The sequence below is a fragment of the Aeromonas sp. QDB62 genome (assembly GCF_027705695.1).
GTDB lineage: Bacteria > Pseudomonadota > Gammaproteobacteria > Enterobacterales > Aeromonadaceae > Aeromonas > Aeromonas allosaccharophila.
Window position 1 is genome coordinate 74,969 of sequence record NZ_JAPDCD010000005.1, and the last position, 15,119, is coordinate 90,087.

Genomic DNA, 15,119 nt, shown 5'->3' on the forward strand with positions numbered 1-15,119 from the left:
AGCGCCTTTGGATCGGATTTCATCCCCAAAGTTACCCACAGCTTGATCCACTGCCTGAATTAACGGATCCCGTCCCTCTCTCCTGTTATTTCATATAACCAAATGTCATTTATTTTTTAAATTTTATTCCAATAACATCAGGGCCAAACCAGTTATTACAACTACAAATACAAGACATTGAGAGAGAGAAACACCATGAAAACATCCATCAAACTGATTTCCGGCGCCGCCATGCTGCTCGCCACCCTGTCCGGTCAGGCCATCGCCCAGGAGACCATCAAGGTCGGCATGTCTGGCAAATATTTCCCGTTCACCTTCGTCAAGCAGGACAAGCTGCAAGGCTTTGAGGTGGATATGTGGAACCAGATCGGCGAGCGCACCGGCTACAAGGTCGAGTTCGTGACGGCCAGCTTCTCCGGCCTGTTCGGCATGCTGGAAACTGGTCGCATCGACACCATCTCCAACCAGATCACCATCACCGATGAGCGCAAGGCGAAGTACGACTTCTCCCAGCCCTACGTCTATGACGGCGCCCAGATCGTGGTACGCAAGGGTAACAGCACCATCCACGGCATCAAGGATCTGGAAGGCAAGAGCGTTGCCGTGAACCTGGGTTCCAACTTCGAAGAGCTGCTGCGCAAGAATGACCCGAACAAGAAGATCGATATCCGCACCTATGACTCCGCCTTCGAGCAGGATGTCGCCCTGGGTCGCATCGACGCCTTCGTGATGGACCGCGTCTCTACCGCCCAGCTGATCAAAGAGTCCAAGCTGCCGCTGCAACAGGCTGGCGCACCGTTCGAAACCATCGAGAACGCCCTGCCCTTCCTGAAGACCCCGGAGAAACAGGCGCTGCTGAAGAAGGTCGACGAGGCCCTGACCGCCATGCGCAATGATGGCTCCCTGCGTCAGATCTCCGAAAAATGGTTCGCTTCCGACATCACCGACAAATAAATGATGGAATTTGACCTCGAATACACGCTGGGGCTGTTTCCCATCCTGCTCAAATATCTGGGCACCACGATGGAGATGGCCCTGTGGGGATTCGTGCTGGCACTCGTACTCTCGCTGGCCCTGGCGATAGTACGGGTGTTTCGCGTCCCCGCGATCCACTGGCTGGCGATGCTCTATATCTCGTTCTTTCGGGGTACACCGCTACTCGTTCAGCTATTCCTGCTCTACTACGGACTGCCGCAACTATTCCCGATCTTCGTGGGGATGGATGCCTTTACCGCCGCCATCGTCGGCCTGACCCTGCACTTCGCCGCCTACATGGCCGAGTCGATCCGCGCAGCCATCCTCGGCATTCATAAAAGCCAGATGGAAGCGGCGCTCAGTATCGGCATGAGCCGTTCTCAGGCGATGCAGCGGATCATCCTGCCGCAGGCGGCACGTATTGCCACCCCGTCGCTGATGAACTACTTCATCGACATGATCAAGAGCACCTCGCTGGCCTTCACCCTGGGGGTGGCCGAGATCATGGGCAAGGCGCAGATGGAAGCCTCCTCCTCCTTCAAGTTCTTCGAGAGCTTCATGGCGGTGGCGCTGGTCTACTGGGTGGTGGTGATCTTCTTCACCCGCTTGCAGCACCTGCTGGAAATTCGTCTCAACCGTGCCTATTAGGGGTTTGCCATGACAAAGCAACTGACCCGCTTGCAATGCACGCCGGAAGTCCGTTTTAACACTGCGCCTGTTTAAAGGAGGGCTCTCATGATCAAGCTAACCGGCCTCTCCAAGGCATATCACGGCAATCAGGTGCTCAACGGCATCGATCTGGAGGTCAAAAAGGGGGAAATTGTCGTCATCATCGGCCCCTCCGGCACAGGCAAGTCGACCCTGTTGCGCTGCCTGAACCTGCTGGAGACCCCGGATGCGGGCACCCTTGCCATCGACGATCTCGATCTGAATCTGGCCAAGGCCAGCGAACAGCAGGCGATCGAGCTGCGCAAACGGGCCTCTTTCGTGTTCCAGAACTACGCCCTGTTTGCCAACAAGACGGCGCTCGACAACATCGCCGAAGGGCTGATCACCGTCTGGAAGCAGCCAAAAGCCGAGGCCCGTGCCACTGCGCTCGGCATCCTCAAGGACATTGGCCTCGCCGACAAGCAGGATGCCTATCCGGCCTCGCTCTCCGGCGGCCAGCAGCAGCGGGTCGGCATTGGCCGCGCCATGGCGGCCCACTCCAAGGTGATCCTGTTTGACGAGCCCACCTCGGCCCTCGATCCCGAGTGGGTCGACGAGGTTTTGGGGTTGATGAAAGAGTTGGCCCGCCAGCACCAGACCATGGTGGTGGTGACCCATGAGATTGAATTTGCTCGTGATGTTGCCGATCGGGTGATCTTCATGGAAGGAGGGCGGATCGTCGAACAGGGCCCGCCGGATCAGATATTGGTCGATCCCAAGGATCCCCGTACCCGGGAGTTCTTGCGGAAAGTCCTTAAATAGCTCTCTCTTTGGCGGCCTGGCCGCCTTTTTTATTGAGGGATCCCTTGTTTAACCCCGGGTTGCCAGTATAATCCGGAGCCCTTGATCCTCTGGATCCTCACGCTCGGCAGTGGCCTTTTCAAGACCATGCCAGGATGAGAGGGAACGGCGGATTGACTAAAAGCCGAACTCTGTTTAGAATTCGGCCTCTTTTGCTAGTCGTCACACGCTATAGCTGGCGCGTCGGCTAAGTGTGACAATCAAAACTGTACAGAAATACGGAATCGAATCATGAAACGTACTTTTCAACCGTCCAACCTGAAGCGCAAGCGCTCTCACGGTTTCCGCGCCCGCATGGCAACTGCCAACGGTCGTAAAGTTCTGGCCGCTCGTCGTGCCAAGGGTCGTGCCCGTCTGGTAGTTTAATGCCTACCCAGCACACCTTCTCTCGGGAGTTACGTCTGTTAACTCCCGAACACTTCAAACGCGTTTTCGCCGAGCCTGTCCGGGCTGCTTCCCCGCAAATTACGCTTCTCGCCTGCCCCAATTCACTCGAACACTCTCGTCTTGGTCTCGCTGTGCCCAAAAAAGCACTCAAGCGTGCCGTCTGGCGTAACCGTGTCAAACGGGTGGTCCGGGAAAGTTTCCGCCTCAAACAACATCAGCTGCCCGCTATCGACATCGTGGTGATCGCCAAGGCCGGTGTGAAAGAGATGGATAACGAGGAACTGTTCAAGTTACTGGAAAAGCTATGGCGCACTCTGTCACGCCGTTGCAATGGGTAGCTATCAAACTGATACGCCTGTATCAGCTAATCATTAGCCCTCTGCTCGGGCCGCGCTGCCGTTTTACTCCAACTTGTTCCCAATTTGCGATAGAAGCCATCCGACTTCACGGTTTCATAAAAGGCGTTTGGTTAGCTAGCAAACGTCTATTAAAATGCCATCCCTTATCCGAGGGTGGTTATGACCCGGTTCCGCAACCAAAGCGAAGAAACTGAAGACTATGGAATCACAACGCAATCTACTCCTGATCGGTTTGCTGTTCGTGAGCTTTCTGCTCTGGCAACAGTGGGAGTCCGACAAGGCTCCGAAGCCGGCCCCGACTACCGTGGCCCAAACCGAACATTTCGTACCTGAAGCCGGTCAGACCGGTGATATTCCTCAGGTTTCCGAGCAAGCCAACGCGACTGCCGCACGCAAGCTGATCACCGTCTCCTCCGACGTGCTCAAGCTGACCCTGGATACCCAGGGTGGTGACGTCGTGTCTGCCGAACTGCTGTCTCACAAACTGGAAGAGGGCAAGGACCAACCGTTCGTGCTGCTGACCAGCCAGCCTGAGCACCTCTATATCGCCCAGAGCGGTCTGGTGGGTCGCAACGGTCCGGACAGTCAGGCCGAAGGTCGTCCTACCTATGAAGCCGCCCAGACCAGCTATCAGCTGGCCGATGGTCAGGATCAAGTCGTCGTTCCGATGACCTGGACCGACAGCAAGGGTGTGGTCTTCACCAAGGAGTTCATCCTCAAGCGTGGCGACTATGCCGTTGGCGTTGATTACAAGATCGACAACAAATCTGCCGAGCCGGTTCAGGTGCAGTTCTATGGTCAGCTGAAGCAGACCGTAGCAACGCCGAAGGATCAGGAAGGTCATGCCATGGTAGCCAGCGCTTACCGTGGTGGTGCTTTCTCCAGCGAAGAGACTCGCTACAAGAAGTACACCTTCGATGAGATGAAAGATGCCGACCTGAACAAGACCACCAAGGGTGGTTGGGTCGCCATGCTGCAACACTACTTCGTCTCTGCCTGGGCACCGAATGCCGACGATACCAACAGCTTCTACAGCCGCGTGATCCCTGGTAAAGGCCAGGCCATCATCGGTTACAAGGCGCCGCTGGTAGACGTGGCCGCCGGCCAACAGGCCGAAGTGACCAGCAAGCTGTGGGTCGGTCCCAAGCTGCAAGACCAGATGGCCAAGGTGGCTAACCACCTCGACCTGACCGTCGACTACGGCTGGCTGTGGTTCATCGCCCAACCGCTGCACTGGCTGCTGACCGTGTTCCACGGTTTCGTCCAGAACTGGGGTCTGGCCATCATCATGCTGACCCTGCTGGTACGCGGCATCATGTTCCCGCTGACCAAGGCCCAGTACACCTCCATGGCCAAGATGCGCATGCTGCAACCCAAGATTGCGGCCCTGCGCGAGCGCTTCGGCGACGACCGCCAGAAGATGTCTCAGGGCATGATGGAGCTGTACAAGAAGGAGAAGGTCAACCCGCTGGGTGGCTGCCTGCCGATCCTGGTTCAGATGCCGATCTTCATTGCCCTTTACTGGGCACTGATGGAGTCCGTCGAACTGCGTCACGCGCCGTTTGCCCTGTGGATCACTGACCTGTCAGTGAAGGACCCCTTCTTCGTGCTGCCAATCCTCATGGGTGCCTCCATGTGGTATCTGCAGAAGATGAGCCCGACCACCGTGACCGACCCGATGCAGCAGAAAGTGATGCAGTTCATGCCGATCATCTTCACTTTCATGTTCCTCTGGTTCCCGGCTGGCCTGACTCTGTACTGGCTGGTGAGCAACGTCATCTCCATTACCCAGCAGACCATCATCTATCGTCAGCTGGAGAAGAAAGGCCTGCACACTCGCAACTGATGCGCAGCTAATCTTCCCGTGATGACAAAAGAGGCGGCCTTCGGGCCGCCTTTTTTATTACAATGTCTCCCACTACGTTTTCCTATCAGCGAACAAACGAGCCAAGCAAGATGACAACAGATACGATCGTGGCCCAAGCCACCGCGCCAGGCCGTGGTGGCGTCGGCATAGTCCGGGTCTCCGGCCCCGCCGCCGAACAGGTCGCTGGGATAGTGCTCGGCAAGCTCCCGCGGGTGCGCTACGCCGAATATCTGCCGTTCAAGGATGAGCAAGGCCAGGTACTGGATCAGGGCATCGCCCTGCTGTTCAAAGCCCCCAACAGCTTCACCGGCGAGGATGTGCTGGAGCTGCAAGGCCACGGCGGCCCCGTCATCATGGACATGCTGATCCGCCGCATTCTGCAAATCGACGGCATCCGCCCTGCCCGCCCCGGCGAGTTCAGCGAGCGCGCCTTCATCAACGACAAGCTGGATCTGGCCCAAGCCGAAGCCATTGCAGACCTTATCGAAGCCTCCAGCGAACAGGCCGCCCGCAGCGCCATGCACTCCCTGCAGGGGCAGTTCTCCACCAAAATCCAGCAACTGGTGGAGAGCCTGATCAGGCTGCGCATCTATGTGGAAGCGGCCATCGACTTCCCGGACGAGGAGATCGACTTCCTCTCCGACGGCAAGGTGGCAGGCGACCTCTACAGCATCATGTCCGAGCTGGACGACGTGCGCGGGGAAGCCAAACAGGGCGCCCTGCTGCGGGAAGGGATGAAGGTGGTGATCGCCGGTCGTCCCAACGCCGGCAAATCGAGCCTGCTCAACGCCCTGGCGGGGCGCGAGTCGGCCATCGTCACCGAGATCGCCGGTACCACCCGCGACGTGCTGCGCGAGCACATCCATCTCGATGGCATGCCGCTGCACATCATCGACACCGCCGGTCTGCGTGACACCCAGGACAAGGTGGAGCAGATCGGTATCGAGCGCGCCTGGGCCGAGATCGAACAGGCCGATCGGGTGCTGTTTATGGTGGATGGCACCACTACTGATGCGATTGACCCGCGGGAGATCTGGCCGGAATTTGTTGATCGGTTGCCAAAAAACATCGGTCTCACCGTCATTCGCAACAAGGCCGACCTGACCGGCGAGGATCTGGCACCGAGCCAGGAGCAGGGCCACGCCGTCTACCGCATCTCAGCCAAGACCGAGCTGGGGCTGCCCGCACTGCGCGAGCACCTTAAACAGTGCATGGGCTTCCAGGGCAACACCGAAGGGGGCTTTATGGCCCGCCGCCGCCATCTGGATGCGCTGGAGCGCGCCGCCGAGCGCCTACTGGTGGCCAAAGAGCAGCTGGAAGTGTTCGTGGCTGGCGAGCTGGTGGCCGAAGAGCTGCGCCTGGCGCAGGAGTCCCTCTCCGAGATCACCGGCGAATTCAGCTCCGACGATCTGCTGGGCCGCATCTTCTCCAGCTTCTGCATCGGCAAGTAATGTGGTGAAAAATCAGCAATAAAAAGCAGCCAGTGAGAACATAAGACATTGTAAATATTGAACTTTGTTTTTTACTGGCTATTCTTGCCTGATCTTGTTTCGTGAGAATTTACCCCGAGAGTACCCCGAAGTAACCTCTCGGGGTACTTTCGGGGGACAATTATGAAGATCAGCATCGAATTCCGCGAACCTGACGCCGAAGGCAAGCGCGCTCTGCGCTTAACCTATTACGCCGGCTCCTACCTTGACCCAACCACGGGCATCCGCAAGCACAAACGCAGCAGAGAGACCCTAGATCTCTTTTTGTACGACAAGCCGCGTACCCCAGCACAGCGGCTCCACAACAAAGAAACCCAGCGAGCAGCCGAAGCCATCCGCGCCAAGCGGCTCTTCGAGCATGAGACAGGTAAACACCATCTGGATTTCTCGAATGCCTACAAGGCCAGCTTCTTCGAGTACTTCCAAGAGGTTACGGACCAAAAAGCGGCAGGTAGCAAGAGCAACCACTCCATCTGGATATCAGCCCTCAAGCATTTGCGCCAGTACCATAAACAGCCGGAGCTGACTTTCGAGGAAGTAGATCAGCTGTTCCTGGAGGGGTTTCGGCATTACCTGATGCACAAGGCCCGCACCAAAAGCGGCACGCCACTGAGCCGCAATACCCAGAGTGCCTATTTCAACAAGTTAAGGGCCGCCCTGAACCAGGCAGAGCAGGAGCGGCTGCTACCGGATAATCCGGTACGACGTGTCAAAGCTATCCAGGGGGAGAAGAACAAGCGCGTTTACCTGACCGAAGACGAAGTTCGAGCCCTGGCCCATGCCGAGTGCCGCTACGACGTTCTTAAGCGCGCCTTTCTATTCTCCTGCTGCACTGGCTTGCGCTGGTCCGACATTCACAAGTTGACTTGGGCAGAGCTTGAGCCCTTCTACGGCCATTACAGAATCGTCTTCACCCAGAAGAAAACCAGCGGTCTGCAATACTTGGATTTGAATGACATGGCGATGCAGCTGATGGGGCGCCCAGGCAAGGCAACAGAGCGGATCTTCAAGGGGCTGAAATACTCTGCCTGGCACAACATGGAACTCACCCGCTGGGCGTTGCAGGCGGGTATAACCAAGAAGGTCACCTTCCACAGCGCACGCCATACCTTCGCCGTCATCCAGCTTAACCGTGGCGTCGATATCTATGCGCTCTCCCGCTTGTTGGGCCACAGCGAGTTGAGAACCACAGAGATCTATGCAGACATCCTTGAATCACGGCGCCGAGATGCCATGCTCGATTTTCCCAACGTATTGGAGTGATAGAAGATGGGACGCGCCCTTGATGAGCTCCTAGCCAGGAAGAGCCAACAAAAACGCCGGCGCTACCCAGCGCTGGCGTAGATCATCTTAGATAATCTAGATCGAATTTCAGGATCGGTCTGCAGCCCAAGTAGCACTTGGGTTTGACTGATTAGTCCTGTGACCAATATCGTGAACTTTGTGACCATTATCGTGATGGTTTGTGACCATTATCGTGATAGCGCAGGCCGACCGATGGTAAACCGCCCCTTGGCATGTTCACTGATTGACCAGCCCAGTTCAGCCAGTTCATTCAATGCCTTGCGGACTCGCGATTGCCGCTTGCGGTGAGTGGCCATGCTGGCTTCCTCAGGAAAAACATAAGCAACCAAGGTGTCTAGCTGTACCGTCCGACTCTGGCCAACATCGACCCAGGCACATAACCGCTGATGCAACAGTCTGGTGATACCGCCACTCAGGCGCCGCACCTCTGTCATGTCGATACGAACATGGCGGCCAGAGCCCATAATGGCGGAGGTCAGCAAAGGATTGAGCGCTACAAAGAGCCCGTCGGTCAGGGCATCGCTGGAATAGTTCGCAAGCAGACGAAAACCGCTGCGCTGGCCTGCTACCTGCGCTATTACCGACACCTTCCATAACCGCTCGACACAACGGCGCACCGTATTGGTGTCACGAGGGTTGGCGTAGCCAATCTCCTTGGCCAGTTTGTGCAGGCTGCTTTTGACCACCAAGACTCGTTGCTGATTGGCTGCCCAGCGAGGCTCTAGCAGGGTACGCAAGCTGTTGCCCTCCCCGGTAGCTGCAATGGGCTCAATGATGGCGCTATAGTCCTCAACACCAGCCAGGGCAACCAGTCCCTGAAGCACACGAAGGTCATCGGCACCCAGCGGCTCTGGCCCGGAAAACTCAATCTGATTGCCCCCACCGAATCGATACACCGCATCCAGCTTGTCTCGGCGGCGCTGACCTGGAGCGATGGCTCTGAACAATCCTGGTGCCAGGCAGTGCATATGGTCATGCCGAGCATGGGTCAATTCAAAGCAAGGCACGTTTACCTCTCTCTCGGCGCGTTTCGTCCAATTTGGCGGGGTACAATACACCACCTTCCCCCCGCACCAACCAGCGCTCCGGTAGTGGCTGCCCATAATTACTTTTGCTTACTCCAAACCGCACGTAAAGTTGGCTCAGCTCTGCCGATACGCCCAGCTGCTGCGCCTCTTTCTTGGTCATAGTGGCGAGATAGCCCTGCCAGCGGATGTTATCCACCAGAACTGACGAACCTCGGCTTGCCTGCTGCAGATCGCCAGCTTCTTGGAATACTGCGGATTTGCTGGTGTGGTGTACAAACAACACAGCGCATCCCAGCACCATGGCCAGACGTTCCAACTGACCCAACACTTGCGTCATGGCACAAGCCGCGTTCTCGTCGGCATCGTGGAAGCGTCTCAAAGTATCGATGACAATCAACCTCACCCCTTCAGCCCAAATAGCAATCGCTTCCCACCAATAGCTATCCAGCACATTCGGACTGGATCCCAGCAGCGGTATAAGACGAAGGTCTCGTTCAACGTTGGCACGAAGTTCAGCGTCAAGATATCCGCCCAAGACAAACAAGCGCTGGTGCAGTACAGGCCAAGGGTCCTCGGCAGGCAGGTAGAGCACAGCCCCCCTGCCCAGCTTGCCAAGCCCAATCCAATCCGGCCCACCGGATATCTGCATTGCCAGTTGCAATGCCAACATCGATTTGCCCACACCTCCCGGCGACACCAAAGCACCAACGCAGCCAACAGGCAGCCCCGGGAGGACAAAATCGAGGGGTTTCGGAGGTTCAGCAAAAGCCGACCGGAGATCCTGGGGCCAATGAGATGCAATGAGATCTCGCTCCATAACAGCCTCACAACCGCCCATGACGAGCTTGCCGTACACGATTGGTCACATGCTCAGTGAGCTCGGCGTCTGGTGAAATGCGGTGAGAGAGCAGCCAGTCCAGCAGCTCAACACGCTTGAAGTAGATCTTTTTGCCTTGTGGCTTGTAATGCGGCAGACGCTTTTCACTGGTCAGTCGATATACATAGCTAACCGATACCCCCAGCAGCTCGGCGCACTCCTCGGCAGAAATCACCTCCTTCTGCCCCTGCCCTTGCTGGATCACCAGCCGTTTCAGCTCATAAAGCTCTTTCAGAATTGACCCGTTAGGATCGCTGTAAACTGATGGATTTTGCTCACGCATGCAGATGATCTCCCTGTAACAAACATCAACATGCAAAGCGTACCGGGGACCTAACGAAATCCAGAGCGCTGTAAGTGCCCAAAATGGGCACTTACAGCGTTTTCTGGAAAATTTTCACATGTGAAATTTTGGCGAGAAACCGCCAGTAAAGTCATCAGGCTCCACCAGATCCGTCACAAAATGGGGTAAAAATGTTTGACTGAAAGAGGGCGTCTCTTTAAGGTTTCCCGCAACATGACCCCGGCCTCTTGGTTGCTTTGCAACTTACGCCGGGGTTGTTTTTTTGAATCTGTCTTTGTGTCGGCATACACGCCTTATTACTTCGCCATACAGCCAGTCGGTTGCTAATCATCGGGGTAACCGTTACACTTTGCGCATCTCATCTACCAGCCTTTGGCGTCAGCGTAGAAGGAGTTACGGCCCCGTCCTCTCCGGAGGGCGCGGCCAGCTTAATTCCCTCCCCTAGCAGTCAATAACTCCCATACCGTTCCCAGCGCTTGTTGTACTTGCGCCGTTCGTGCTCATGTTCGATGAAAAATGCCGTCCACGGCAGGATGTATTCTCCTCGATCATCCAGCACGACTAGGTAGCCTTCCGCTTCAAACCAGATATGGATGCGTTGTTGCTTGCCACGAGGCTCAGCCCACACCTTGAGCTCAGGATCGCTATCATTCTCGATGATGGGCTTGGGCCAGCGGATGCGTTCGCATCGACGTAAATCGGGCTCTCGCTCTTCTTCAACGTCTCCAGTTGAAATCATGTGCCAGAAGGTTGCTGATTTCCCAGCATATTCAGGATGACGTTTCAGACCAAGACGCTTGCCTCTGAACTCGGGTTTGTTGAGTACAAAGTCTTGTTCGAAGGCCGCATAAACCGCAGAGAAAAAACGCCCCCAATCACCGCCAGAGGCGGTCATCAGAATGAGGTCAGGTAGCCATACCGGTTGCATCACCATCCACCCCTGCTGCACCAGACCATCAGATTGAACTTGCTCTCTCGCAGAAGGGTATTGTGCGTCAGCTTGTAACCACTTCGTTGCCGTATTCTTTCAATCAACGCCAGCTTGGCTTGGCTGCTGGTCAACCCTCGATGCAGATAGCTCAGGGCTCCGATCAAAAGATCCGCAACTTGCAGCAACTCAGCTTCATGAGAGTGGATCCGCTGCACCCGATGAATGATTTTCTTCGAGTAGTCATACGTGTTATTGCACAAAACATCATGCAACTTGCTGATCTTCTCATGCCCCAAGGTATCCTTGATATCGATATAGACTCGATAGCCATTCTGCGGCTCAAAGATCGTCTTCAACATGACGAAATACATTTTGTAGTACCAGTCGTCATGACTCTGCCCAAACGCTTCATGATTTAGTTGTGATTTATCCGGGATAACCAGACCACGAAAGTGAAGGTCATCATCATCGAAAAAGTAATCTAGCAGGTCACGATAGAAGGCGAGTTTCGACTGACTAACCTTGGTCCACTTCACCTCGAAATCCGGCGCCAACCCATGCTTTTGCTTGATCTCGCGCAAGCGACGCACGATCTCGTGGCGCTTATCCAGCGGACACCATACAGCTCCAAGCACCATGGCCGATTGACCATCGTTCTCCAGATGACAGGACTCATCGCAATAGACATTAAATATGCGGCTCATCAGGCAAGGGCTCCTTCCACCAGCGACTCGGCCAAGGCAAGCTGGGTCTGCTGGCTGGTTTGCAAGCGTACTTTCAATTGATCACAAACAGCCAGTAAACCCTCAACTTTGTTGACTATTTTGGATTGTTCTTTAACTGGGGGTAATGGAAAAACCAATTCACGAAGTAAGCCCAAATTTAAAACATTCATCGTTGAGCCATGACTTTTTCTATATAGTTCATCCTGAACTAGCTGGCTACCTAGTACGACACTAATGTATTTACGGTCAATATCTGAAAATAAAGAAACTTTTACTAACCGAGGGTTTATTATTCCACGAACTGCGTTATCAGACAGAATCAAAACTTTACCAATAGTACCAACCAAGCTTACAAGTATATCCCCGGCCTGAACTTTACATGACTCTAAGCTTAGATATTTTTCCTCATCAATAAAGTAGTCACCAAGGTCCTCATCACCAGATATAACTTGCTCTTGACCATATATTTTGTATCCTGAGGCTACATACATATCTTTTTTTAAGGCTGAGCCAAAAGGCCCTGCTTTCAACGCATTCTTTTCATTCTTTGCAATATAATCAAGTTTTACCCAATCCCACCCCTGCGGCAGTTCAAACGGTTTTTCGTCTTCACTAATCGCAGGCAGCGGTTTCTCTTTTTTGATTTTCTTCTCTTCCACCAATCGGGCTTTTTCGGCAGCGATGCGTCCCAGCAGGGCGGATACGGGTTCATCGCTCGGGTCTTGCGGCACTAACTTTCCCATCACCGCCAGTTGCAGGATGGTCTGTTTCAGGGCGTCGATACTCGACTCGGTGGTAAAGAGGGTATCGAAGTGAGTGCTTAGCCGCGCCCAGTTTTGCGCCAGCTCGTCGGCATCGGCACTGTCTGTCAGCGTGGCGAGCAGGGTCTCTACCAGCATCTGATGGGCAGCCAGCTGTGCTTCACTCTGCTGTTCCAACTGGTCGCATAGGGCCATTAACTCTTTCACTTTGGCAACGATACGGTGTTGTTCATCCAAAGGCGGCAAAGGTATTAATACTGACTGAACGATAGACTGATTTATTGAAGACTGCCCTATAGCATGTTGTGCAACTGACAAAAAATATCCTGAAAGCCTTAGTTGATTGAACACTAAGTCAATGTAATCATATGAGACCAAGCAACTTGTTCTAATAAGTAACAAGTTAACGCCGTGATAAAGTTCATGGTTGCCATGAAAAATAGCCGTCTTACCAACATGAAGATCACTGTTGATGTGAGACAGTAATATATCACCCTGATTTAACCGATAATAATTCAGCTTATCATGGGGTATGCTTGGAGAGTAACCAACTCTCCCCATATTAATGACAGATTCTGATATGGATTCTATCCGAGTAAGTGGGAAACCATTCCCTTCCTTATTTTGCACGCCAGAAAAACCATTTGATATTCTATTTATTATTGAACCGACCCGGGTAAACTCCCATCCAGCAGGTAGCTCAAACGGTTTCTCTTCCTCACCAATTTCCGGCAAGGCCTTGGGCTTTTTAATTTTGCCCTCTTTGACCAGCCGCGCCTTTTCGACAGCAATGCGCTCCAACAGCACGGAGGCTGGTTCATCGCTGGGGTCTTGCGGTACCAATTTGCCGCGCACGGCCAGCCCCAGGATCAGCTCACGCAGCTTTTTGATGCCGGTGAGTTCCAGCTTGCTGCTCGCGCCGCGCCCGGCACCGCTTTTGGGACGCACCGCCGCAGTCCAGAGATCCAGGTGGTCGGTAATCAGATTCTCGATCGCCATTATGCCTGTCCCCCTTGCTTGGCCGCACCTTTGCCCACAGCGTCGCCCAAAATGGCTTTTAGCTGGTCACGCAGGGTCTGGATTTCAGCCTGCTCTGCGGCATAGCGAACCAGCAGTTCGTCAGGATCGTGGCTTATCTGCTCGCCGACATGGGGGTTTTTGATATCGAGGTTAAAGTTGCGCTCGATAATGGTCTTGATACTGACCTTCCAGGCTTGCTCGTTCTCAACCCGGGCAGCAAAACTGTCCGCCTCATCACCCCACCAGGCAATCTCGGCTTCGAACTCCTCGAACTTCATCGGTTTGGTCTTGCTGTAGTTCTTCACCCCAGCCGGATAGGGGTGCTCGTAGAACCAGACATCCTTGGTGGGCTGGCCCTTGGTGAAGAACAGGATATTGGTCTTGATGCCGGTATAGGGGGCAAACACGCCGTTGGGCAGCCGCACTATGGTGTGCAGGTTGCACTCGCTGGTGAGCAGTTGCTTGATCTTGGTTTTGACCCCTTCGCCAAACAGGGTGCCATCGGGCAGCACCACGGCGGCGCGACCGCCCTTTTTCAGGACTTCGATGATCAGCTGCAGGAACAGGTCGGCGGTCTCGCGGGTGCGCAGATCGGCAGGGAAGTTCTGCTCGATACCATCCTCTTCGGTGCCGCCAAAGGGCGGGTTGGTGAGGATCACGTCGATATCGCTGTCCCAGCTCGACAGCGGCTTGTCGAGGGTGTTGCCGTGGCGAATTTGCACCGGCACCTCGATACCGTGCAGCAGCATATTGGTGGTGCAAAGGAGGTGTGGCAGTTGCTTCTTCTCAACCCCCAGGATCTGCTGTTGGAGGGTCTGGTGGTCGGCAGCGGTCTCGACATAGTGCTCTTTGACATGATCGAAGGCACAGGCGAGAAAGCCGCCGGTGCCACATGCCGGGTCCATGATCCGCTCGCCGAGTTTGGGGTCGATACGATTGACCATAAAGCGGGTGACGGCGCGGGGGGTGTAGAACTCGCCCGCGTTACCGGCGCTTTGCAGGTCGCGCAGGATCTGCTCGTAGATATCGCCAAACAGGTGGCGCTCGCTGCTGTCGGTAAAGTCGATCTCGTTAAGCTTGTTGATCACCTGCTTGAGCAGGGTGCCGTTTTTCATGTAGTTGAAGGCATCGCTGAACGCCTCTTTCACCACATAGCCACGGGGGTTGAGATCGATATTGGCAGGCTGGTTTTTCAGGCTGTCGAACAGATCGTTGTTGACGAAATCGAGCAGGGCATCACCGGTTAACCCTTCGCTATCGGCCGCCCAGTTGCGCCACAGGAAGCGCTCGGGGATGGGGCAGCGGTAGTTATCCTGCTCAAACTCCAGCTCCTCTTCCTGGGCGTCGAACACTTTCAAAAACAGCAGCCAGGAGAGCTGACCGAGGCGCTGGGCATCACCGTCGATACCGGCGTCCTTGCGCATGATGTCCTGAATGGATTTGATGACTGAGCTGATGGATGACATGGGGTTCTCTGCTTTTTACAAAAATGGTGACGAATACAGGGGCGAATGCGTCAGGAGTATCGATAAAACAAGCGGCCATCATTGGAATGGCCGCATGGTAGTTCAGAAACAGTCA

Annotated in this window: 16 protein-coding genes; 9 read left to right on the forward strand and 7 right to left on the reverse strand. The window is 54.9% G+C overall.

Annotated elements, in window-relative coordinates:
- Window positions 1-195: 195 nt before the first annotated feature.
- The 9 genes from OKC27_RS04040 to OKC27_RS04080 all read left to right on the forward strand — a co-directional run bounded on the left by OKC27_RS04040 (window position 196) and on the right by OKC27_RS04080 (window position 7,850).
- Window positions 196-954 (forward strand): amino acid ABC transporter substrate-binding protein, encoded by a 759-nt coding sequence (locus OKC27_RS04040; protein ID WP_182938577.1) that lies wholly within the window; start codon window positions 196-198, stop codon window positions 952-954.
- Entirely contained in the window at window positions 955-1,623 is a 669-nt protein-coding gene (locus OKC27_RS04045; RefSeq protein ID WP_197970783.1) for an amino acid ABC transporter permease, read from the forward strand.
- 87 nt (window positions 1,624-1,710) lie between these two features.
- Window positions 1,711-2,445, forward strand: coding sequence for an amino acid ABC transporter ATP-binding protein (locus OKC27_RS04050; protein ID WP_058052649.1), 735 nt, complete (start codon window positions 1,711-1,713; stop codon window positions 2,443-2,445).
- Between the two features lie 270 nt (window positions 2,446-2,715).
- Window positions 2,716-2,850 (forward strand): 50S ribosomal protein L34, encoded by a 135-nt coding sequence (rpmH, locus tag OKC27_RS04055; RefSeq protein ID WP_005307156.1) that lies wholly within the window; start codon window positions 2,716-2,718, stop codon window positions 2,848-2,850.
- Window positions 2,850-3,209, forward strand: coding sequence for a ribonuclease P protein component (rnpA, locus tag OKC27_RS04060; protein ID WP_005339313.1), 360 nt, complete (start codon window positions 2,850-2,852; stop codon window positions 3,207-3,209). The genes rpmH and rnpA overlap by 1 nt, the downstream gene beginning before the upstream one ends.
- Window positions 3,176-3,424: a membrane protein insertion efficiency factor YidD gene (gene yidD, locus OKC27_RS04065; RefSeq protein WP_010672280.1), complete on the forward strand. Its 249-nt coding sequence runs from the start codon at window positions 3,176-3,178 to the stop codon at window positions 3,422-3,424. The genes rnpA and yidD overlap by 34 nt, the downstream gene beginning before the upstream one ends.
- Window positions 3,425-3,429: 5 nt before the next feature.
- Window positions 3,430-5,076, forward strand: a complete 1,647-nt coding sequence (gene yidC / locus OKC27_RS04070) for a membrane protein insertase YidC (RefSeq protein ID WP_058052648.1) — start codon at window positions 3,430-3,432, stop codon at window positions 5,074-5,076.
- A 110-nt stretch (window positions 5,077-5,186) separates the two neighbouring features.
- Window positions 5,187-6,548 (forward strand): tRNA uridine-5-carboxymethylaminomethyl(34) synthesis GTPase MnmE, encoded by a 1,362-nt coding sequence (gene mnmE, locus OKC27_RS04075; RefSeq protein ID WP_182938576.1) that lies wholly within the window; start codon window positions 5,187-5,189, stop codon window positions 6,546-6,548.
- 162 nt (window positions 6,549-6,710) lie between these two features.
- The gene (locus tag OKC27_RS04080; protein WP_270805962.1) at window positions 6,711-7,850 is read left to right on the forward strand and encodes a site-specific integrase; all 1,140 of its coding nucleotides are present in this window, start codon (window positions 6,711-6,713) and stop codon (window positions 7,848-7,850) included.
- 209 nt (window positions 7,851-8,059) lie between these two features.
- Here OKC27_RS04080 and repC read toward each other — a convergent pair whose 3' ends face one another.
- From repC to OKC27_RS04115, 7 genes are all read right to left on the reverse strand, one after another.
- Window positions 8,060-8,839 (reverse strand): replication protein C, IncQ-type, encoded by a 780-nt coding sequence (gene repC, locus OKC27_RS04085; RefSeq protein ID WP_234935951.1) that lies wholly within the window; start codon window positions 8,837-8,839, stop codon window positions 8,060-8,062.
- Window positions 8,840-8,885: 46 nt separating this feature from the next.
- Entirely contained in the window at window positions 8,886-9,776 is an 891-nt protein-coding gene (locus OKC27_RS04090; RefSeq protein WP_270805963.1) for a helicase RepA family protein, read from the reverse strand.
- A complete protein-coding gene (locus OKC27_RS04095) occupies window positions 9,745-10,080 on the reverse strand; it encodes a helix-turn-helix domain-containing protein (protein ID WP_270805964.1) in 336 nt (111 codons plus the stop codon). The genes OKC27_RS04090 and OKC27_RS04095 overlap by 32 nt, the downstream gene beginning before the upstream one ends.
- 469 nt (window positions 10,081-10,549) lie before the next feature.
- Window positions 10,550-11,035 (reverse strand): hypothetical protein, encoded by a 486-nt coding sequence (locus OKC27_RS04100; protein ID WP_270805965.1) that lies wholly within the window; start codon window positions 11,033-11,035, stop codon window positions 10,550-10,552.
- Window positions 11,029-11,736, reverse strand: a complete 708-nt coding sequence (locus OKC27_RS04105) for a DUF3800 domain-containing protein (protein WP_081990753.1) — start codon at window positions 11,734-11,736, stop codon at window positions 11,029-11,031. Before OKC27_RS04105 ends, OKC27_RS04100 begins: the two co-directional genes overlap by 7 nt.
- On the reverse strand, window positions 11,736-13,517 hold the full coding sequence (locus OKC27_RS04110) for a restriction endonuclease subunit S (protein ID WP_270805966.1): 1,782 nt from the start codon (window positions 13,515-13,517) through the stop codon (window positions 11,736-11,738). Before OKC27_RS04110 ends, OKC27_RS04105 begins: the two co-directional genes overlap by 1 nt.
- A complete protein-coding gene (locus OKC27_RS04115) occupies window positions 13,517-15,004 on the reverse strand; it encodes an N-6 DNA methylase (protein ID WP_096117952.1) in 1,488 nt (495 codons plus the stop codon). Before OKC27_RS04115 ends, OKC27_RS04110 begins: the two co-directional genes overlap by 1 nt.
- Window positions 15,005-15,119 lie beyond the last annotated feature (115 nt).